Source organism: Micromonospora sp. URMC 107 (assembly GCF_051386315.1).
Classification (GTDB): domain Bacteria; phylum Actinomycetota; class Actinomycetes; order Mycobacteriales; family Micromonosporaceae; genus Micromonospora.
This window is the reverse complement of sequence record NZ_JBPQTK010000063.1, coordinates 12,560-32,790: the sequence shown is the minus strand read 5'-3', so window position 1 is coordinate 32,790 and position 20,231 is coordinate 12,560. Positions and strand designations below refer to the sequence as shown.

Genomic DNA, 20,231 nt, shown 5'->3' with positions numbered 1-20,231 from the left:
GGGCACGGCCAGTTCGGGCGCGCAGCTCATGCTGGGCTGCGTCGAGCGGGGTCTCTTCCCGGCGGTCAGCCGGGCGGCGCGGCGGACGAGACCGGACAGCCGCAGCAGCCACCGCTGCTCGACCAGCAGCATCAGCGCCCGGGCCACCAGCGGCCGCCGCCAGCCCCGCCACTGGTGCACCCGCCACTGCTCCAGCAGGCTGCCGTACTCCACGCCGGCCGGACAGACCGGCTCGCAGGCGCGGCAGCCCAGGCAGAACGAGGACTGCTCGGCGAGGGTGGCGTCGTCGGGGGGCAGGGTGCCGTCCTGCAACGCCCGCATCAGCGTGATCCGCCCGCGCGGCGAGGACGCCTCGTCGCCGGTCATCGCGTACGTGGGGCAGGCCGGCAGGCAGAACCCGCAGGAGATGCAGCGGGACAGCTGCTCCGGGTCGAACACGTCGCCGGTCACGATCCGAGCTTTCCGGGGTTGAGGATGCCCGCCGGGTCGAAGGCGGTCTTGATGCGGCGCAACAGGGCGAGCTGGTCGTCGCCGAGCCGGGCGGCGAGGAACGGCAGTTTCGCCGCCCCCACCCCGTGCTCGCCGGTGATCGTGCCGCCGAGGTCGATGGCGGCGGCGAAGACGTCGGCGAAGGCCGCCTCGGCCCGGCGTACCGCCTCGTGGTCCTCGGCCGAGTCGAGCACGCAGGTGGGGTGCAGGTTGCCGTCACCGGCGTGGCCGAAGGTGGCGACGGCCACGTCGTGCCGGGCGGCGATGGCGTCGATCCGGTCGACCATCTCGGCGATCCGCGGCCGGGGCACGGTCGCGTCCTCCAGAATGGTCACCCCGCCCCGGCGGGACAGCGCCGGCAGCGCGCACCGCCGGGCGGCCAGCAGCGCCTCGGCCTGGGCGATCTCGCGGGCCGTGGTGACCTCCACGGCGCCGGCCTCGACGCAGGCCGCGCCGATCCGCTCCAGGTGGGTGGCGACCAGGTCCGGCGGGCCGTCGTCGCCGAAGAGCAGCAGGGCGCCCGCGTCGGCGCGGAGTCCCAGGTGGGCGAAGTCCTCCACGGCCTCGATGCAGGCCCGGTCGAGGAACTCCAGCGTCGCTGGCACCACCCCGGCCCGGATCACCCGGGCGACCGCCTCCCCCGCGTCGGCCAGCGTCGGGAAGTACGCGACCCCGGTGTTCGTCGACGCCGGGGCGGGCAGCAGCGCCACGGTCGCCTCGGTGATCACGGCGAGGGTGCCCTCGGACCCGGTGAGCAGCCGGGTCAGGTCGTAGCCGGCGACGTCCTTCCACAGGCGTCCGCCGGTGCGGATGACCTCGCCGGTGGGCAGCACCGCCTCCAGGCCCAGCACGTAGTTGCGGGTCACGCCGTACTTCAGGCCGCGCAGCCCGCCCGCGCAGGTGGCGATCGTGCCGCCGACCGTGGCGACGGTCCGGCTGCCCGGGTCGGGCGCCCAGAGCAGGCCCCGCGCGGCGGCCGCGTCGGCGAGGGCGGCGCTGGTCACGCCAGGTTGCACCCGGGCGAGCAGTTCGTCCGCGCTGATCTCCAGGATGGCGGCGAGCCGGGTCAGCACCAGCACGATCCCGCCGCGCAGCGGCACGGTCGCGGCGCACAGGTTGGAGCCCGCGCCGCGGGGCACCACGGGCACCCCGTGCCGGGTGGCGAGCGCCAGCACCGCGGCCACCTCGGCGGTGTCCGCCGGGAAGACCACCGCGTCCGGGCGGTGCGAGAAGAGGGGCGTGGCGTCCCGGGCGTACGCCACGAGGTCGCCGGCCGCGTCGTGCACGTGCGACGGGCCGACGATGCCGCGCAGCTCGGCGAGGACGGTCGCGGACAGCGCCATGCCCACCCCTTCCCGGCGCGTCGGTCGCGCGCCCGTAGGTTTTTGCCGGCCTTCGACCGTCTGTCCGGCGACAGTTTTCACCGATCATAGAGAGCCGGACGGGTCAGGTGAAGACGGCGGGCCCGGCGGTCAGCCCGGCGGCAGGTGCTCCCGCAGCGCGGCGAACTCGGCCACCGTGAGGAAGGACGGGTTGGCCCCCTGCGGCTGCCGGAGCACCTCCGCGCCGGCCAGCCGGGCATCGGCCCGGAAGAGCTCACGGGGCACCCGGTGCGCCTCGTCGAGGACCGTCAGGTCCAACGGCACCGTCCAGGCCGCGCCCGGCTCGCCCGGCAGCGCGGCGGCGGCCACCCGCCCCACGCCCCAGACGCCGTACGCGAGCCGGCCGCGGCTGCCGCTGGCCCAGAAGACCACCGGCTGACCGGCGCGCATCAGCCGGACCCGGTAGCCGGGGCGTACGCACCAGCCCGTCACCCGCGGATCGCGGGCGAAGCGGCCGGCCAGGTCGACCCGGTCCGCGTTGCCCTTGACCAGCCACGCGCCGAGGTCGTCGAGGTGCACCCGTCGGTCGGTCACCCCCTCATCCTCGCCCGGATCCCGGCCGGCCGCCGACCGGCCGGGACCGTCGTCAGACGACGTGGCGCAGGTATCCCGCCACCGACGCGTCCAGGACCTCCCGGCCGGGCCGCGCCCACACCTCGGCCGAGAAGACCTCCACCTCGATTGGCCCGGTGTAGCCGGTCGCGTCGACGGCCTCCCGCAGCCGGCGCAGCTCGATGCAGCCGTCACCGGGCAGCGCCCGGCCGAGCAGCACCCCCTCGGGCAGCGGGGTGACCCAGTCGCACACCTGGAACGCGGCGATCCGCTCCCCCGCCCGGGCGATCTGCGCGTACACCGTGTCGTCCCACCACACGTGGTAGGCGTCGACGACGACCCCGACCACGCCCGGGTCGAACCGCTCGGCGATGTCGAGCGCCTGGCCGAGGGTGGACACCACGCAGCGGTCGGCGCAGAACATCGGGTGCAGCGGCTCGATCGCCAGGGTCACCCCCGCCGCGGCGGCGTGCGGGGCCAGCTCGGCGATGGCGTCGGCGACCCGGTGGCGGGCGCCCTCGACGTCCCGGCTGCCCACCGGCAGACCGCCGGAGACCAGCACCAGGACCGAGGTGCCGAGGGTGGCGGCCTCCTCGATGGCCCGCAGGTTCTCCTCCCGCCAGCCGTCGGCGGTGAAGAAGCCGCCCCGGCACAGGGACGTGACCTCGAGGCCGGCGTCGCGGACCAGCTTCGCGGCGCGGGCCAGCCCGTACTCGGCGACCGGCTCCCGCCACAGCCCGATCCCCGGTACACCGGCGGCGACGCAGCCGGCGACCACCTCGGGTAGCGGCCAGTGCTGCGACGTGGCCTGGTTAAACGAGAACCGCCGCAGCGCGTCCGCGCCGTCTCCGCTCACCCGGCGCCCCCCGGCCGCAGGGCTCGCGGGACCGGCGCTCACTGGTCCACCCCCGTCACGGTGAACAGCGCCCGGGCGCGGGCGGCGGCCAGGTCGGCGTCGGGCAGCAGCCCGGCGGCGTCGGCGAGGGTGAGCAGGGTCGCCAGGTGCGCCGGCGAGCGGCCGGACTGCGCCCCGCCGACCATCGTGAAGTGGTCCTGGTGCCCGGTCAGCCAGGCCAGGAAGACGATGCCCGTCTTGTAGTGCCAGGTGGGGGCCGCGAAGATGTGCCGGGCCAGGGGCACGGTCGGCGCGAAGATCGCGTCGTACGCCTCCCGGTCCCCCCGGTCCAGCGCGGCGAGCGCGGCGGCGGCGGCCGGCGCGATCGCGGCGAACACGCCGAGCAGCGCGTCGGAGTGACCGCTCGCGTCGCCCCGGATCAGCTCCGGGTAGTGGAAGTCGTCGCCGGTGTAGAGGCGCACCCCGGCCGGCAGCCGGCGGCGCAGCGCCACCTCCCGGCCGGCGTCCAGCAGGGAGACCTTGATCCCGTCCACCCGGGCGTCGTGGGCCTTGATCAGCTCGACCACGGCGTCGGCGGCCTCGTCGAGGTCGGTCGATCCCCAGTAGCCCGCGAGCGCCGGGTCGAACATCGGGCCGAGCCAGTGCAGCACCACCGGCTCGTCGGCGGCGCTCAGCAGTTCGTCGTACACCCGCAGGTAGTCCTCCGGGCTCCGGGCGGCGGCGGCCAGGTGGCGGCTGCACATCAGCACCGGGCGGGCCCCGGCGGCCCGCACGTCGTCGAGCTGCTCGCGGTAGGCGCGGGCGACCTCGGCCAGGGTGGCCGGGCCGGGCGGGAGCTGGTCCGTGCCGACCCCGGCGACGATCCGCCCGCCCACGGCACGGGCCTCGGCGGCGCTGCGCCGGATCAGCTCGCGGGTGGCCGGGTAGTCCAGGCCCATGCCGCGCTGCGCGGTGTCCATCGCCTCGGCCACCCCGAAGCCGTACGACCACAGGTGGTGTCGGAAGGCCAGGGTGCGGTCCCAGTCGAGCACGGCCGGGGCGCCGGGGATGTTCTCGGCCGTCGGGTCGGCGACCACGTGCGCGGCGGCGTACGCGATCCGGCTTTTCGGCGGAGCGGCGGGACGCGGGAAGCCGGTGCCCCCGGTCAACCGGTACCGCCGCCCTCCGGGCAGCACCACCTCGTTGTTCCCGCTCACAGCACCCCCTTCCGTTCGCGACTGCGGGGCTCGCAAACCCGGCTCACTCCTCGCGCTCACAGCTCCAGCTCCGGGATGTCCAGCCGGGCGCCCTCCCGCGCCGACCGCAGGCCCAGCTCGGCGAGCTGCACGCCGCGCGCGCCGGCCAGGAAGTCCCACGGGAACGGCTCGTTGGCGACGACGTGCCGCAGGAACGCCTCCCACTGCACCTTGAAGCCGTTGTCGAACTCCTCGTTGTCCGGCACCTCCGTCCACTGCGACCGGAAGGGCTCGGTGACCGGCAGGTCCGGGTTCCACACCGGCTTCGGGGTGACCGCGCGGTGCTGCACCCGGCAGCTGCGCAGCCCCGCCACGGCGCTGCCCTCGGTGCCGTCGACCTGGAACTCGACCAGCTCGTCGCGGTGCACCCGGACGCACCACGAGGAGTTGAGCTGCGCGACCACGCCGCCGTCGAGCTCGAAGATGCCGTACGCGGCGTCGTCGGCCGTCGCCGGGTAGGTGCGGCCCGCCTCGTCGACGCGCTGCGGCACGTGCGTGGCGGTGAGGCAGGAGACCGTGCGCACCCGCCCGAAGAGCTCCTCCAGCACGTACTGCCAGTGCGGGAACATGTCGACGACGATGCCGCCGCCGTCCTCGCTCCGGTAGTTCCAGGAGGGGCGCTGGGCCGGCTGCCAGTCGCCCTCGAAGACCCAGTAGCCGAACTCCCCGCGCACCGACAGGATCCGGCCGAAGAAGCCGCCGTCGATGAGCCGCTTGAGCTTGCGCAGCCCGGGCAGGAAGAGCTTGTCCTGCACCACCCCCGTACGCACGCCGGCGGCGCGCGCCGCGCGGGCCAGGTCGAGGGCGCCCTCGGTGTCCTCGGCCAGCGGCTTCTCGGTGTAGATGTGCTTGCCGGCCTCCAGCGCCCGGCGGATCGCCTTCTCCCGCTGCTGGGTGACCTGGGCGTCGAAGTAGATCTCGACGTCGTCGCGGGCCAGCGCCGCGCTCAGGTCGGTGGTCCAGTCGGTCAGCCCGTGCCGCTCGGCGATCTCGCGGAGCTTGGTCTCGCTGCGCCCGACCAGGACGGGCTCGGGCCAGATCGACGTGCCGTCGGCCAGGGGCACGCCGCCCTGCTCGCGGATGGCGAGCAGGGAGCGCACCAGGTGCTGCCGGTAGCCCATCCGGCCGGTGACGCCGTTGACGATGATGCCTATCGACCTGCGGGTCATGGTGATCCTTCCCTCCGCGGGCGCCTCCGACCGGGACGGCGGCGGGCGGCGACCTGTTCCACGCCTGCGCCGCCGCCCGGAGGTCCCCGGCGGCGGATTGTCAGGCAAGCGCTTTCCTGGGCAGCGTAGGGAACCCTTCCCGCCTCAGGCAAGGGGCTGTCCGGCCCCGTCGTGCGGCGGGCGTCGCCCGCCGGGCCGGCCGGGCGCGCGCGGGGCCGGGGAAGGGCTTTCGCTGCGGTACGGTGACGGGTGGCCGGCACCGGGGCGCGGCCGTCGAGAAACGACCGAGGGGGCGGCAGTGGCGACCCTGTCCGACGTGGCCCGGCGGGCCGGGGTATCGCCCGCGACCGCCTCCCGGGTGATCAACGGCAGCAGCAAGCCCGTCACCGAGGAGCTGCGCGAGCGCGTGCTCCGCGCCGTCGCCGAGTTGCAGTACGTCCCCAACGCGCACGCCCAGCTGCTGGCCCGCTCGCACCGCGTGGCGGTCGGCGTCATCGTGCACGACGTCTCCGACCCGTACTTCGCCGAGATCACCCGGGGCCTGCAACGGGTCGCCACCGACCAGGGCCGGCTGCTGATGATCTGCAACAGCTACCGCGACCCGGACCGCGAGCTGGAGTACGTCGAGCTGCTGCGCGGCCAGCAGGTCGCCGCGATCATCCTGGCCGGCTCGGGCTACCACGACGCCACCTTCACCCGCCTGCTCAACGAGAAGCTCGCCGCCTACGAGGCGACCGGCGGACGGGTCGCGGTCATCGGCCGGCACGAGCACTCCGGCGACGCGGTGATGCCGGACAACCGCGCCGGCGGCCGGTTGATCGGCGCGGAGCTCTACGAGCTCGGTCACCGGGCGATCGGGGTGGTGGCCGGGCCGGCCGTGCTCACCACCACCACCGACCGGCTCACCGGGCTGCGGGAGTCCCTCGCCGCGCACGGGCTGAGCCTGCCCGAGCACCGTGTGCGGCACGCCGAGTTCGACCGCGACGGCGGCGTCGCCGCCACCGCCGCCCTGCTCGACGCCGACCCCGAGCTGACCGCCATCGTCGCGCTCAACGACTCGATGGCGATCGGCGCGCTGGCGCTGCTGCGCTCCCGGTCGGTGGCGGTGCCCCGGCAGATGTCGGTCATCGGCTTCGACGACATGCCGATCGCCCGGGACGTCACCCCGGCGCTGACCACCGTCCGGCTGCCCCTGGTCGACATGGGGGCCCGCGCCATGTCGCTGGCGCTCGACCCGGGGGCGGCGGCGCCCCGCGTCGAGGTGCTGCCCGCCGAGGTGGTGCGCCGCGACAGCACCGGGCCGGCCCCCGAGGTCACCCCGGTCCGCCCCCGGGGGGTCGGATCCGCCGCGCCGGCCGGCTCCCGGCCGCCCGCAGCCACCGGTGGAGGCGGGCCGTCGCGGCCGTCGCCGCGCGGCGGAGGCTGAGCTTCCACACCGGTCCACGGCGGGTCCGGGCGCGGGCGTGACGACGACCATCGCGACGACGCAAGCACCGGCGCCCCGCCCGCACGGTCAGATGATGAAGTGGGTCCAGTAGGCGAGCCAGGTGACGAACAGCGCGCCCTGGAGCAGGGCCAGGGCGGCGGTCAGCCAGGCGTCGGCGCCCGCGTGGCGGGCCCAGCGGGCCAGCACGAGGGCGACCGGGAAGACGGCGATCAGGTAGCGCAGCAGGCTCTTGTACACCGGCGGTCCCATCGACAGCGGCACCAGGACCATGGTCAGCCCGTACACGAGATAGGGCAGCCCGAGCCGGCGGGCGCCCGCGACCAGGACCGCCAGCACCAGCACGGCGACCCACACCCGCAGGGCGTCGCGGGCCGGAGTCTCGGTCAGGCCGTGCCAGAGCACCGCCAGCGGGTTCTGCACACGGATGCCCCAGCCGGTCTCCTGGGCGTGCTTGTAGGCGAACCAGTCGCCGCTCTGCCACCGGCAGAACGCCATGAAGGCCAGCCAGCCGGCGGGCACCAGTGCCAGCGGCCAGCCGAGGCGGACGTACGTCCACCACGCGCGCGGGCCCAGCCGGTAGCGGTGCTGCCGCAGCAGCACCAGGGCGAGCGGGAGCACGACGAGGAACCCGACCGAGCGGCTCATCGCCAGGAAGAAGCCGACGACGCCCACGAGCAGCCAGCGCCGCCGCTCGGCCAGGTGGAAGGCGGCGAGCGCGAGGCAGAGGAACAGCGACTCGGTCAGCGCCGCCTGGAACAGGAACCCGGCCGGCAGCAGCACCAGGTAGCGGACGAACCGGCGGGCGGAGGCGTCGTCGCCGAGCAGCCGCTCGCCCAGCCGGTGGGCGTAGAAGAGCATCAGCAGGAACGCGACGTTGGCGACGAGCAGCAACGCCAGGGCGGTGTCCCCGCCCAGCAGCGGGGCCAGCGGACGGGCCAGGAACGGATAGAGCAGGGGAAAGCCGAAGTCGCGCCACGGCTCGTCGAGCGGCTGCCGCGCCAGGTGGTCGTAGAGGAACGAGTCCCAGGCGAACCAGAGCGCGAGCGCGCGGTGCCCGGAGACCGCCCGCTGCTGCTCGCGCATCGTCGTCTCGTCCGGCGGCGGCGCCCAGGGCACGTCGTCGAAGGCGCTCAGCGCGAGCACCCCGAGGGCGCTGAGCACGATCTTCGTACCGAAGAAGACGGCGAGGACGAACAGCCACGGCGACGGCACCCGGCCGGCGGCCCGCGACGCCGCCCGCCGCAGGTCGTGCCCGCGCCCGGCCAGCCGGCCGGACACCGCGCGCCAGCGCCGGTCCGAGACGGCCCGCACTCTGTCCATCACGCGTCTCCCGATCCGGCCGCCCGAACGGTGCCACATCCCCGTTCTCGCCCCGTTGACACGTCGGCGCGCCCCGGGGCGGACCGGGTGCCGGGAGCGCCGCACCCCGCGCGGCCCCGCCGGGGCCGGGGCGTCGCGGGACGGACGGGGATCCGGGGTGAGTTCGGGCCGGTGCCGGGTAAGCGGGCCGCCTCCGGGAGGCGGAAGCAGGGGGCGACGGGCATGGGCGAAGAACGCGGCACGGTGGTCATCGGCGCGGGGCCGGCAGGCCTCACCGCGGCGTACGAGCTGCTCCGGCGGGACAGCCCGGTCCGGGTGTTCGAGGCCGACGAGGTGGTGGGCGGGATCAGCCGCACCGTCGAGCGGGACGGATGGCGCTTCGACATCGGCGGGCACCGGTTCTTCACGAAGGTGGCCCGGGTCGAGGAGTTCTGGCACGAGATCCTGCCCGACGAGGACTTCCTGCTGCGGCCCCGGATGAGCCGGATCTACTACCGGGGCGCCCTGTTCGACTACCCGCTGAGCGCGACGAACGCCCTGCGCAACCTCGGCGTACGGGAGGCCGTGCTCTGCATGGGCTCGTACGCGCGGGCCCGGCTGCGCCCGCCGAAGGACCAGTCGCACTTCGAGGGCTGGGTCTCGGCCCGCTTCGGCTGGCGGCTGTACTCGATGTTCTTCAAGACGTACACGGAGAAGGTCTGGGGGATGCCGGCCGACCGGTTGCAGGCCGACTGGGCCGCGCAGCGGATCAAGAACCTGTCGCTGGCCAAGGCGGTGCGCAACGCGGTGCTGCCCCGGCGCAACCGCAAGGACGTGACCAGCCTGATCGAGGAGTTCCAGTATCCGAAGCTCGGCCCGGGCATGATGTGGGAACGCTGCGCCGAGGAGGTCCGCCGGCGCGGGGGCCTGGTGGACACCGGCACCTGGGTGACCGCCGTGCACCGGGACCCGGAGCGCCGCCGGGCCGTCGCCGTGACCGTCAACGGGGCCGGCGGGCAGCGCACCGAGCCGGCCGCGCACGTCGTGTCGTCGATGCCGATCTCCGAGCTGGTCGCCGCGCTGCGCCCGGCGCCCCCGCCGGAGGTGGTGGCCGCCGCGGCCGACCTGCGGTACCGGGACTTCCTGACCGTCGCGCTGGTGGTGCCGGAGGAGTTCTCGTTCCCGGACAACTGGATCTACGTGCACGACCCGGCGGTGAAGGTCGGCCGGATCCAGAACTTCGGCTCCTGGTCGCCGCACCTGGTCAAGGACGGCCGCACCTGCCTCGGCCTGGAGTACTTCGTGTTCGAGGACGACGAGACCTGGCGTACGCCGGACGCCGAGCTGATCGTCGCCGCGACCGCCGAGCTGGAGCGGCTCGGCCTGGTCCGGCCGGGGGTGGTCGAGGCCGGCTACGTGGTGCGCATGCCGAAGGCGTACCCGGTCTACGACGAGCGCTACCAGCGCAACGTGGACGTGATCCGGGACTGGCTGGCGCGGGAGGTGCCCAACGTGCACCCGGTGGGCCGCAACGGCATGCACCGCTACAACAACCAGGACCACTCGATGCTGACGGCGATGCTCACCGCCGAGAACATCGCCTGCGGCACCCGGCACGACGTGTGGTCGGTCAACGTGGAACAGGACTACCACGAGGAGTCGAGCCACGACGGGGACGGCCACCGGGGCACCGGCCGGGACGCGCCCGTCGTGCCGGCCCGGCCCGCCGTCCCGGTCGGCACGACGCTGGACGGCGCTGCCCGGCCCGAACGCCCGGCCCAGGTACGCCTCGGCTGAGCCGCCGGACGCCGCCCGGCCGGCGGCCGGCAAGGCCTCGTCGACGATCCCTCGCGGGACGCGGTCCTCGAGACCTGGTGCGGAGCCGTGACGCCGGTGGACGGCTCACGCGTTGTCGCGCACGAACACCCGCATGAGCTCGGCGCACTCAGCCGCGTGCGTCTCCAACAGGAGGTGCCCGCCGTCGTAGATGTGCGCGTCCATGCGCTCGAGGGCGCGGTGGTAGGCGAGGACCTCGTCGACGTCGAAGTACGGGTCGTGCCGCCCCCACAGCACGAGCGCTGGCGGCTGGTGGGCGCGGTGGTATTCGGCGAGTTCGTCGAAGCGGGCGACGTGGTTGGCGTAGTCGGTGAAGAGCGCGAACTGCGCGTCGATGTTGCCGGGTCGGCTCATGCGCTCCCAGTCGAGGTGCCACGACTCGGGAGCGTGCAGGGTACGCAGGCGTTCGGGCAGCCCGGCCAGGTACTGGTCCCGGGCGCCGGCGAAGTTCAACCAGTCCGGCAGGTCGGCGCGCCTGTCCTCGGTCGGGTCGGCCCAGTAGGCCCTGGCGCTGTCCCACTGCCCGCCGAGGCCGTCGTCGTGCGCGTTGCCGCTCTGGACGATCAGCCCACGGATGCGAGTCGGTGCGCGGGTGGCCAGGTGGTATCCCACCGGCGCGCCGAAGTCGTGCAGGTAGACGAAGAAGCGCTCGATCCCGAGCTGGTCGAGCAGGTTCTCGACCGTCCGGGAGAGGTTCTCGAACGTGTAGTCGTAGCTGTCGACGGACGGCGACGACGACATGCCGAAGCCGGGCAGGTCGGGCGCGATCACGTACGCGACGTCGGCGAGTGTGGGCATGACCTCGCGGAACGTGTGCGACGAGCTGGGGAAGCCGTGCAGCAGCAGCACCGTCGGCTGCCCCGGGCGCCCGGCCTCGCGGAAGAACACCCTCAGGCCGTTGGCGTCGGCCTGTCGATGGCGGACCTTCTGGATGGCCTGCACTGCCTCCTCCTACCGACGTAACTCGCTCACCAGCCCATCGTGCCGGACCGAACCCGTAGCCGCCGGCATCCTCGACACCCGCGTCCGGTTCTGCCGCGAACGGTGCCGCAGGGGCTGGCCCCACGGTCAGCCGGCGAGCTGGTCGCGGCGACGGGCGAGGTAGGCCCGCTCCGCGGTGTTGCCGGCGAGACCGATGGCCCGGTCGTACGCCGCCCGCGACTCGCCGCCGCGCCCGAGTCGCCGCAGCAGGTCGGCGCGCGCGGCGTGGAAGGCGTGGTAGCCGTCGAGGACCTCGGCGAGCCGGTCGATCTCGGCGAGCCCGACCCCGGGGCCGTCGGCCTCGGCGACCGCGACCGCCCGGTTGAGCCGCACGATCGGTGAGGGGTCGAGCAGCACCAGGCGGCCGTAGAGGGCGACGATGGTGGACCAGTCGGTGTCCCGGGCGGACGGCGCATCCGTGTGGACCACGTTGATCGCGGCCTGCAACTGGTAGCGCCCGGGTGGGTCACCGCCGGTCGCCACCGCCTCGACCCGCTCGCGGACCAGGGCGTTGCCCTCGGCGATGAGGGTGCGGTCCCACGCGCCGCGGTCCTGCTCGTCGAGGGTCACCAACTCCCCGGTGCGGGACACGCGCGCCGGCCGCCGGGCGTCGGTGAGGAGCATCAGGGCGAGCAGGCCGGCCACCTCGCCGTCGTCCGGGAGGAGGGTCCGGAGCAGGCGGCCGAGGCGGATCGCCTCGTCGGTGAGGTCCACGCGCACCGGGTCGTCCCCCTCGCTGGCGAGGTAGCCCTCGTTGAAGACGAGGTAGACGACCGCGAGCACGCCGGCGAGCCGCTCGCGGATGTCGTCGGCCGAGGGCACCCGGTAGGGAATGTGTGCCGCCTTGATCTTTGCCTTGGCGCGCGTGATCCGCTGCGCCATGGTGGTCTCCCGCACCAGGAAGGCGCGGGCGATCTCGGGGACGGTGAGGCCGCCGAGCAGGCGCAGGGTGAGCGCCACCCGGGCCTCCAGCGCGAGCGCGGGGTGGCAGCAGGTGAAGATCAGTCTGAGCCGGTCGTCCTCGACCGGGCCGGTCGGCTCGGCAGGGGTGTCGTCGTACACCATCAGGGCCGCCTGGTGTTTGGCGTCGCGCTGTGACTCGCGACGGAGCCGGTCGATCGCCTTGCGGGTCGCGGTGGTGGCGAGCCAACCGCCGGGACTGGACGGTACGCCCTCGCGCGGCCACCGCTCCGCGGCCGCCACGAACGCCTCGGCCGTCGCCTCCTCGGCGACGTCGAGGTCGCCGAAACGGCGCGCGAGGCCGGCGACCACCCGCGCCCACTCCTCGTGATGGACACGGGTGATCGCCTGCTCGACGGTGGGACCGGTCACGGCGCCAGCAGCGCTCGGACCGACTCCTCGGTCCGGAAGGGACGCACCTCGACCGTGCCACGGCACGCTCTCGACCCCTCGGCCGCAAGCGCCAGGGCCACGTCGAGGTCGGCCGCCTCGATGACCCAGAAGCCCCCGAGGTGCTCCTTCGTCTCCAGGTAGGGCCCGTCGGTGAAGGCCGGCCTCTCGCCCTGCCCGTCGACGGTGGTGGCGGTCGTCGCGGGCGCCAGGCCGTCGGCGAAGACGAGGTGACCGTCCCGCTGGAGCCTCTCGTTGAAGGCGCCGGTGTCGGCGAACGCCCGCAGCATGGCCTCCCGGGAGGGATGGGCGCCGAACTCGGTGTGCTCGGCCGGCCCGTAGACGGACAGCAGGTATCTGGGCACCGCGCTCACCTCTCCCCGGAGCCGTTACGCCGCGCCTCCCCCGGACCTCGGAACCGGTGCACCTCCTGCGGCCAGTCGAGCGCGGTCGCGAGCCTGCCGGCCCAGTATCGCGCCGCCTCGTCGTCGGGCACGTCCACGACGGCGAAGCCGCCGAGGTGTTCCTTGGTCTCGACGTACGGGCCGTCGGTGAAGACGGGCTTGCCGTCGACCGCTTCGACGCTGCACACCGCGGTGGACCGGTCGAGTCCGCCGTTGCTGAAGATCAGGACACCCTCGGCCTGCATGTCCGCGATCACGGCCCGGCCGGCCACGCCCTTCTCGCGAATCTCCTCCGCCGTGTGTGGGGGCACCCACTCGTCGTTGAAGGTGATCAGGTACTCCGTCATGTCGTCTCCTCTCAGTCCCCGGACGGGGGCCTTGCCCGACTCCTCGTGTCCGACGGCCCAGCCGACCGCCGCACACTGGTTCCACGAACGACCGCGCCCTGATACGACACCAACGCCGAAGATCGAGCTGGTCCTGGCCGCCGCCAGCGTCCGCCGGTCCGGAAAGCGGACGTCACGAAGCGGCGCAGGCGTCCGTGATGGTCCGGGTCCACACCTCGGGGTGGGTGAACCAGAAGTCATGCGACACGTCAGGCACGGTGGAGAACCTTCCACGTGGGACGAGCGCGGCGATCTGCGCCAGGGGCCATGACGGGCGGATGTCGTCACCGGCGGCGATGAGATGCATCGGTACGCCGCAGGCAGCCAGTCCGCTCCACAGCTGAGGTCGATGGATCCAATCGGTGAACGAGTCGCTGAGGGCCGCATGTACTTCGGGCACCCAGTCGATGTCGACGACGGGCTCCGCGGCCTTACCGGCTTGGTACGCCTCGGACCACGTGCGGTCACGCTGGGGCCCCCTACCAGCGATTCCGACCACCGCGGCCACGGCCTCCGGATGTTCCACCGCGTAGCGCACGGCGAGATCACAGCCCCACGAATGGCCCACCACGATCCAGGTGGTGACACCGACCGCTTCGCGGATGCGCTCGAGATCGGTGATCGCTTCTTCCATGGTGTGGGGACCGCCGCCCGAGCGACCGACGCCGCGCGGTTCGGGGTACCAGGCGCGGTGGTCACGCGGCGCGATCTCGTCTCGCTCCAGATACTGCACACAGCCGGGACCACCGGTCAGGACGACGACGTCAGGGCCGTGGCCCGTCACCCCCACGTGCAACGCCGTCGCTCCCACGTGCACCACCCGCGACTCCATGTCCGCGAACGCTACCCAACGACAGCCGTCCCCTCACGCCCCTCGGGGTGCGGGTCGGACATCGCCGACCTGGACGGCGCTCAGGATGCTCGGCAGGCTGGCCGGGTGGGCCAGCTTCAGGTCTGCGAGATCGCTGGGCCGGAACCAGCGAAGGTCGTCGTGCTCCTCGGGCGCGGCGTTGGCGGGTTCCCCTTCCCAGCGCGTGACGAGGAACGCGTGCATGTCGAGGGTGGGGTCACTGACACGCCGTCGCGCACAAGTGCGGCGACTGAGATCGGAATTCGGGCGACCATGGCGGCACCCTGGACGGGAACGCACTCTCCCGCCGCCTACCGCGCCGGGTCCCGCCCCGGCGGGTAGGGACCCGGCGCGCGGCGGTCAGACGGCGGCCTTGACGGCGGCCTCGGCGCGCAGGTCCTCCTCCGAGGCGCCCCGGCGCCAGTAGCCGGAGAAGGTGACGTGGCGGCGGTCCAGGCCGCGCTCGCCGACGAGGTGCCGGCGCACCGAGCGCACCATCGAGGACTCGCCGGCGATCCAGGCGTACGGGCTGCCGCCCGGCAGCCGGGCGGCGCGCACCGCGTCGGCCAGCAGGGTGCTGCCGGGGGCGGTGCCACCGCGCACGATCCAGCGCACCTCGGCCCGCGCCTCGGTGGGCAGCTCCTGGATGTCCCCCGCGTCGGGAACCTCGATCCAGGCCCGCACCGGGGTGTCGGCCGGCAGCCAGGCCAGGATGCCGGCGGCGGCGGGCAGCCCGGTCTCGTCGGCCACCAGCAGGACGGAGTCCGTGCCGACCGGGGGGCGGAAGCAGACGCTGCGGTTGTCGTGCACGGCCGGGCCGAGCAGCACCACCCGGTCGCCCGGCAGGGCGTGCCGGGCCCAGCGGGAGGCGGGGCCGGTGTCGCCGTGGCTGACGAAGTCGATGTCCACCTCGGCCAGCTCGGGGCGCTGCTCCCGGATGGTGTACGAGCGCATCACCGCGCGCACGTCGGGGTCCATGGCCCGGTAGGCGCCGAACCAGTCCTCCTCCGCCCCGGCGGGGAGCACCGGCTCGGGCTGGCCGGGGTGCGGCAGGAACAGCGAGACGCTCTGGTCCCGGCCGCCGCCGGCGAAGTCGACCAGCTCCGGCCCGCCGAAGGTGACCCGGACCAGGGAGGCGCCGACGCGGCGGGCGCCGACGACCTGCGCGGCGAAGAGGCGGTACTGGACGGCGACGGCGGTGGTCACGAGGTCACCTTCTTCGCGCCCTTGATGGCGGTGGCCAGGTTCTCCAGCAGCGGCGCGGCCCCGGCGTACGAGAAGCGGGGCACCGCGTCCCACGCGGCGATCTGGTTGGCCTTCACGGCCGGCAGCTGCTGCCAGGTGGGCTTGGCGGCCAGGTCCTTGGGCTGCAGGGCGGTGTTGCGGTTGTCGAGCAGGAGCAGGTCGGCCGGGAACTTGCCCGCGTTCTCCCAGCTCAGCGCCTCGAAGTAGTCGCCGGCCTCCAGCTTGGTGGGGACGACGATGTCGACGCCCAGCTCGGCGAAGTACATCAGGTCGGTGCTGACCTTGGGGTTGGAGGCGTAGAACAGGTCGGGGCTGCCGGAGCAGGCGAGCACCTTGATGCCCGGGTTCGCCTTGACCGCCTGGCGGACGGACTCGGCGGCGGCCTCGAAGCGGGCCTTGGCGTCGGTGACCTTCTTCGCGGACAGGTCGGCGCCGAGGGACTCGGCGAGCTGCGCGTACCGCTCGATCGGCTTGGTCATCGGCACCCGGGCGGTGGTGACCACGACGCTGGGGGCGAGCGGGAGGATCTTGGCCTTGCTCTCGTCCGGCACGTACCAGAGGGCGCCCGGGTCGTACATGTGGGTGACGAGCAGTTCGGGCCGCAGGGCCGCGTACTTCTCCAGGTTGAACTCGCCCCAGACGTTGCCGAGGATCTCCACGGACTCCACGTCGAGGTCGCCGGCCTGCGGGTCCTTGCTGCCGTCGGCGCGCTTCGTCTCGCCGAACACCCCGACGATCTGCTTGTCGAGCCCGAAGTCCACCAGCGCGGCGGCAACCCCCGTGAAGGCGACCACCCGGGTCGGGCGGGCGTCGGCGCTCACCTTCTCGTTGCGGTCGTCGGTGAACGACCACGGCCCGCCGGAGCTGTTGGCGGCGGGGGCGGTGGAGTCCTCGTCCCCGCCGCAGCCGGCGAGCAGGGCCGCCAGGGTGGCGGCGCCACCAGCGGCGAGCAGGCCCCGGCGGGAGAGGCGGCGGGCGGACACGGGATGCGGCATGGCGGTGTCTTTCGATCGGGGTCGGGCGAATGACCATGGACAGCGGGGTTAGGTTAACCTAACCTAAACCGCTGTCAAGTCCCGTTCGGAATTCCGCACCACATCGGAGCCCACACTGTCCGCCACCCTCTCCCCACGCCTCGGCAACGCGCCGGCGCCGCCCGCCGTACGCCGGCCCGGCCGGGCCGCGCGGCGGGCCGCCGGCCTCGCGGCGTCGGTGCTGCTGCTCGCGGCCGTCGCCGTGCTCAGCATCGCCGTGGGCGCCAAACAGCTCCCCCTCACCGACGTGTGGCAGGGCCTGCTGGACCGCGATGCCGCCGAGTACGCCGTCGTGCACCGGATGCGGCTGCCGCGGACGCTGCTCGGCCTGCTCGCCGGGGCGGCGCTCGGCGTCGCCGGCGCGGTGATGCAGGCGCTGACCCGCAACCCGCTCGCCGACCCCGGACTGCTCGGCATCAACGCCGGCGCCTCGGCGGCGGTGGCCAGCGGGGCGCTCCTGTTCGGCATCGGCGGCGTCGGTGGCCAGGTGTGGTTCGCGCTGCTCGGCGCGGCGGTCGTGACCGCCGCCGTGTACGCCGTCGGCGGCGGGCGCGGGGCCACCCCCGCCCGGCTGGCGCTGGCCGGCGCGGCGCTCAACGCCACCCTCTACTCGTACGTCAGCGCGGTCATGCTGGTGGACTCCGCGTCGCTGGAACGGCTGCGGTTCTGGACGGTCGGCTCGCTGGCCGCCGCCGAACCGTCGGCCGTCCGCACGGTCGCGCCGTTCATGGCGGCGGGCCTGCTGGTCGCCCTGCTCGTCGCGCGCCCGCTCAACGCGCTGGCGCTCGGCGACGACGCGGCGCGCGCGCTCGGCGCCCGCCCTGCCCTGGTCCGGGGCGCGGTCATCGCGGCGGTCACCCTCCTCTGCGGGGCCGCCACCGCCGCCTGCGGGCCGATCGTCTTCGTCGGGCTGCTCGTGCCGCACCTGGTCCGCGCGCTCACCGGGCCGGACCTGCGCTGGCTGCTGCCGTACTGCGCGGTGCTGGCCCCGGTGCTGCTGCTCGGCGCCGACGTGCTGGGGCGGGTGCTCAGCCGCCCCGGCGAGCTCCAGGTCGGGCTCGTGACCGCCGTGGCGGGCGGGCCGCTCTTCCTCTGGCTGGTACGGCGCGGGCAGGTGGCCCACCCGTGATCACCCTCCGCACCCCCGGCAACCTGTCCCTGCGGCTGCGCCCCCGCGCCATCGCCGTCGGCGTCACCTGCGTGCTGCTGGCCTTGGGGCTCAGCGTGCTCGCCATCGGCAGCGGCGACTACCCGATGAGCCCCGCCGACGTGCTGCGCGCCCTCACCGGCCGGGGCACCCCGGCCGAGGAGTTCATCGTCACCGAGCTGCGGCTGCCCCGAGTGGTCACCGCGCTCTGCGTCGGCGCCGCGCTGGCGTTGGCCGGCGCCGTCTTCCAGTCGCTGGTCCGCAACCCGCTGGGCAGCCCCGACATGCTCGGCTTCACCCAGGGCGCGGCGACCGGGGCGCTCGTCGTGGTGGTGGTCGGCGGCAGCAGTGTGGCGCTGGCCTCGTCGGCGGTGGCCGGCGGGCTGGTCACCGGCGCGCTGGTCTACGCGCTGTCCTGGCGGCGCGGCGTGCACGGGTACCGGCTGATCCTGGTCGGCATCGGCACCATGGCGATCCTCACCGGGGTCAACGGCTGGCTGCTCACCCGGGCCCCGCTGATGGACGCCGCCCGCGCCGTGCTCTGGCTCACCGGCAGCCTCGACGGGCGCGGCTGGTCGAACGCGCTGCCGCTGCTGGTCGCGCTGGCGGTGCTGGTGCCCCTCATGCTGGCCGGGTACGGGCCGGCGATGCGGCTGGTCGAGATGGGCGACGACACCGCCGCCGCGCTCGGCGTACGCGTGGAGCGGCTGCGCCTGGTCGTGCTGGCGGCGGCCGTCCTGCTGGTCTCCCTCGCGGCGGCCGCCGCCGGGCCGGTGAACTTCGTGGCCCTCACCGCGCCGCACCTCGCGCGGCGGCTGACCCGGGCGCCGGGGCCGAACCTGCTGCCCTCGGCGGCGGTCGGGGCGGTCCTGCTGGTCGCGGCCGACCAGCTCGCGCTGCGGGTCTTCCCCGGGCACCAGCTGCCGGTCGGCGTGGTGACCGGCGTGCTCGGCGGCGCCTACCTGATCTGGCTGCTGGCCACCGAGCGCCGGGCCGGCCGGCTGTGAGCGGGCGAGGCCGGCGGGCCGCCCACGACGAGAACGGAGCACCGAGCATGCAGTCCCGGCTGAGCGGCACCGCGATGACCCTCGCCTACGAGCGGCGGACCGTCGCGCGGGAGCTGAGCGTCACCGTGCCCGACCGGTCCTTCACGGTCATCATCGGCCCCAACGCCTGCGGCAAGTCCACGCTGCTGCGGGCCCTGTCCCGGCTGCTGAAGCCGGCCGCCGGGGCGGTGCTGCTCGACGGCGAGAACATCCACCGGCTGCCGGCGCGGAACGTGGCGCGCACCCTCGGCCTGCTGCCGCAGACGTCCGTCGCGCCGGACGGCATCGGCGTCGCCGAACTCGTCGCCCGCGGCCGGTACCCGCACCAGGGGCTGCTGCGGCAGTGGTCGCGCGAGGACGAGCGGGTGGTCACCGAGTCGATGGCCGCCACCGGGGTCGCCGACCTCGCCGACCGCACCATCGACGAACTCTCCGGCGGGCAGCGGCAGCGGGTGTGGATCGCGATGGCGCTGGCCCAGCAGACCCCCCTGCTGCTGCTCGACGAGCCGACCACCTACCTGGACATCGCCCACCAGATCGAGATCCTCGACCTCTGCGCCCGGCTGCACGAGGAGCAGGGCCGCACGCTGGTGGCGGTGCTGCACGACCTCAACCACGCCGCCCGCTACGCGACGCACCTGATCGCGATGCGCGAGGGGGAGGTGGTCGCGGCCGGCCCGCCCCGGGAGGTGGTCACCGCCGAGCTGGTCGAGGAGGTCTTCCGGCTGCCGTGCCGCGTGATCGAGGACCCGGAGAGCGGCACCCCCCTGGTGGTCCCCGCCGCCCGCCGCCGGGCCGGGGCCGCCGCGAGCACCCCGGCGGTCGCGGCCACCGGCGGGTGACGGGCGTGGGCGCCGCCGGCCCGCGGCACCGGCCGGCCGGCGGCGCGCCGCGAGCCGACGTACTCGCGCATCGACCGGAATCATCGTACGGTGGCACACGATGCGTGATCTCGCCAGCACCTACCGCCAGGACGTCGACGGCTTCGGCCGGGTGACCATCCGCCCCGTCGACCCCGACACCGACATCGACCTGATCCACTCCTGGGTCAGCCAGGAACGCGCCCGGTTCTGGGGCATGCGCGACGCCGGCCGGGACCGGGTCGAGGAGATCTACCGCTACCTGGACTCGCTCCCCACCCACCACGCCTGGCTGACCCACCGCGACGGCACGCCGGTCGCCCTGTTCCAGACCTACGAGCCGACCGCCGACCCGGTCGGCGAGTGCTACCCGGTCCAGCCCGGCGACCACGGGGCCCACCTGCTGATCGGCCCGCCCGGCGCGGTCGAGCGGGGCTTCACCGGCACCCTGTTGCGCGTGTTCCTCGACTTCGTCTTCGCCGACCCGCGGCACCGGCGCGTCGTGATGGAGCCGGACGCGCGCAACGACAAGGCGGTGAACCGGCTCCTGCGCACCGGCTTCGTCGCCGGCCCACTGGTCGACGTGAACGGCAAGCGGGCCCGGCTGCTCTTCCTCGACCGGGAGACGTTCGAGGCGGGCCGCCCCTGACCGGGACGGCCCAC

General features: G+C 74.4%; 21 protein-coding genes. 6 read left to right on the top strand and 15 right to left on the bottom strand.

Annotated elements, in window-relative coordinates; all coding sequences use genetic code 11:
- From ACSNN9_RS16315 to ACSNN9_RS16290, 6 genes are all read right to left on the bottom strand, one after another.
- The coding region (locus tag ACSNN9_RS16315) for a 4Fe-4S dicluster domain-containing protein (protein WP_436674072.1) at positions 1 to 450 on the bottom strand (450 nt) is incomplete at its 3' end.
- Positions 447 to 1,832: an FAD-binding oxidoreductase gene (locus tag ACSNN9_RS16310; protein ID WP_436674070.1), complete on the bottom strand. Its 1,386-nt coding sequence runs from the start codon at positions 1,830 to 1,832 to the stop codon at positions 447 to 449. The genes ACSNN9_RS16310 and ACSNN9_RS16315, both read right to left, overlap by 4 nt.
- Before the next feature lie 129 nt (positions 1,833 to 1,961).
- Positions 1,962 to 2,405 carry a hypothetical protein gene (locus ACSNN9_RS16305; RefSeq protein ID WP_436674068.1) on the bottom strand — a complete coding sequence of 148 codons (444 nt, stop codon included), beginning with the start codon at positions 2,403 to 2,405 and terminating at the stop codon, positions 1,962 to 1,964.
- Positions 2,406 to 2,457: 52 nt separating this feature from the next.
- On the bottom strand, positions 2,458 to 3,279 hold the full coding sequence (locus ACSNN9_RS16300; protein ID WP_436674066.1) for a sugar phosphate isomerase/epimerase family protein: 822 nt from the start codon (positions 3,277 to 3,279) through the stop codon (positions 2,458 to 2,460).
- 38 nt (positions 3,280 to 3,317) lie between these two features.
- Positions 3,318 to 4,475 carry a dihydrodipicolinate synthase family protein gene (locus tag ACSNN9_RS16295; protein ID WP_436674064.1) on the bottom strand — a complete coding sequence of 386 codons (1,158 nt, stop codon included), beginning with the start codon at positions 4,473 to 4,475 and terminating at the stop codon, positions 3,318 to 3,320.
- Positions 4,476 to 4,531: 56 nt separating this feature from the next.
- Positions 4,532 to 5,683, bottom strand: coding sequence for a Gfo/Idh/MocA family protein (locus ACSNN9_RS16290; protein ID WP_357879146.1), 1,152 nt, complete (start codon positions 5,681 to 5,683; stop codon positions 4,532 to 4,534).
- A gap of 298 nt (positions 5,684 to 5,981) precedes the next feature.
- Between ACSNN9_RS16290 and ACSNN9_RS16285 the strand changes: the two genes are divergently transcribed.
- Entirely contained in the window at positions 5,982 to 7,109 is a 1,128-nt protein-coding gene (locus tag ACSNN9_RS16285; protein ID WP_436674063.1) for a LacI family DNA-binding transcriptional regulator, read from the top strand.
- 87 nt (positions 7,110 to 7,196) lie between these two features.
- On the opposite strand, the gene ACSNN9_RS16280 is transcribed toward ACSNN9_RS16285, so the two are convergent.
- Complete coding sequence (locus tag ACSNN9_RS16280; protein ID WP_436674061.1) at positions 7,197 to 8,450, bottom strand: hypothetical protein; 1,254 nt, start codon at positions 8,448 to 8,450, stop codon at positions 7,197 to 7,199.
- Positions 8,451 to 8,672: 222 nt separating this feature from the next.
- Between ACSNN9_RS16280 and ACSNN9_RS16275 the strand changes: the two genes are divergently transcribed.
- On the top strand, positions 8,673 to 10,226 hold the full coding sequence (locus ACSNN9_RS16275) for an NAD(P)/FAD-dependent oxidoreductase (RefSeq protein ID WP_436674059.1): 1,554 nt from the start codon (positions 8,673 to 8,675) through the stop codon (positions 10,224 to 10,226).
- 105 nt (positions 10,227 to 10,331) lie between these two features.
- Here the strand turns inward: ACSNN9_RS16275 and ACSNN9_RS16270 are convergent, their stop codons facing one another.
- The 8 genes from ACSNN9_RS16270 to ACSNN9_RS16235 all read right to left on the bottom strand — a co-directional run bounded on the left by ACSNN9_RS16270 (position 10,332) and on the right by ACSNN9_RS16235 (position 16,476).
- The gene (locus ACSNN9_RS16270) at positions 10,332 to 11,207 is read right to left on the bottom strand and encodes an alpha/beta fold hydrolase (protein ID WP_436674058.1); all 876 of its coding nucleotides are present in this window, start codon (positions 11,205 to 11,207) and stop codon (positions 10,332 to 10,334) included.
- Between the two features lie 126 nt (positions 11,208 to 11,333).
- Positions 11,334 to 12,578 carry an RNA polymerase sigma factor gene (locus ACSNN9_RS16265; protein WP_436674057.1) on the bottom strand — a complete coding sequence of 415 codons (1,245 nt, stop codon included), beginning with the start codon at positions 12,576 to 12,578 and terminating at the stop codon, positions 11,334 to 11,336.
- A complete protein-coding gene (locus ACSNN9_RS16260) occupies positions 12,575 to 12,961 on the bottom strand; it encodes a YciI family protein (protein WP_436674055.1) in 387 nt (128 codons plus the stop codon). The genes ACSNN9_RS16265 and ACSNN9_RS16260 overlap by 4 nt, the downstream gene beginning before the upstream one ends.
- A gap of 5 nt (positions 12,962 to 12,966) precedes the next feature.
- Positions 12,967 to 13,347 carry a YciI family protein gene (locus ACSNN9_RS16255; protein ID WP_436674054.1) on the bottom strand — a complete coding sequence of 127 codons (381 nt, stop codon included), beginning with the start codon at positions 13,345 to 13,347 and terminating at the stop codon, positions 12,967 to 12,969.
- Positions 13,348 to 13,519: 172 nt separating this feature from the next.
- The gene (locus ACSNN9_RS16250; RefSeq protein ID WP_436674053.1) at positions 13,520 to 14,218 is read right to left on the bottom strand and encodes an alpha/beta fold hydrolase; all 699 of its coding nucleotides are present in this window, start codon (positions 14,216 to 14,218) and stop codon (positions 13,520 to 13,522) included.
- A gap of 33 nt (positions 14,219 to 14,251) precedes the next feature.
- On the bottom strand, positions 14,252 to 14,536 hold the full coding sequence (locus tag ACSNN9_RS16245; protein ID WP_436674052.1) for an NUDIX domain-containing protein: 285 nt from the start codon (positions 14,534 to 14,536) through the stop codon (positions 14,252 to 14,254).
- Between the two features lie 60 nt (positions 14,537 to 14,596).
- Positions 14,597 to 15,442, bottom strand: coding sequence for a siderophore-interacting protein (locus ACSNN9_RS16240; RefSeq protein WP_436674051.1), 846 nt, complete (start codon positions 15,440 to 15,442; stop codon positions 14,597 to 14,599).
- Positions 15,439 to 16,476: an ABC transporter substrate-binding protein gene (locus ACSNN9_RS16235; RefSeq protein WP_436674049.1), complete on the bottom strand. Its 1,038-nt coding sequence runs from the start codon at positions 16,474 to 16,476 to the stop codon at positions 15,439 to 15,441. The genes ACSNN9_RS16240 and ACSNN9_RS16235 overlap by 4 nt, the downstream gene beginning before the upstream one ends.
- Positions 16,477 to 16,693: 217 nt before the next feature.
- On the opposite strand from ACSNN9_RS16235, the gene ACSNN9_RS16230 reads away from it, so the two are divergent.
- From ACSNN9_RS16230 to ACSNN9_RS16215, 4 genes are all read left to right on the top strand, one after another.
- A complete protein-coding gene (locus ACSNN9_RS16230) occupies positions 16,694 to 17,644 on the top strand; it encodes a FecCD family ABC transporter permease (protein ID WP_436674048.1) in 951 nt (316 codons plus the stop codon).
- Complete coding sequence (locus tag ACSNN9_RS16225) at positions 17,641 to 18,669, top strand: FecCD family ABC transporter permease (RefSeq protein WP_436674046.1); 1,029 nt, start codon at positions 17,641 to 17,643, stop codon at positions 18,667 to 18,669. The genes ACSNN9_RS16230 and ACSNN9_RS16225 overlap by 4 nt, the downstream gene beginning before the upstream one ends.
- A gap of 47 nt (positions 18,670 to 18,716) precedes the next feature.
- Entirely contained in the window at positions 18,717 to 19,550 is an 834-nt protein-coding gene (locus tag ACSNN9_RS16220) for an ABC transporter ATP-binding protein (protein WP_436674044.1), read from the top strand.
- Positions 19,551 to 19,650: 100 nt separating this feature from the next.
- On the top strand, positions 19,651 to 20,217 hold the full coding sequence (locus tag ACSNN9_RS16215; RefSeq protein WP_436674042.1) for a GNAT family N-acetyltransferase: 567 nt from the start codon (positions 19,651 to 19,653) through the stop codon (positions 20,215 to 20,217).
- The last annotated feature ends 14 nt before the right edge of the window (positions 20,218 to 20,231 follow it).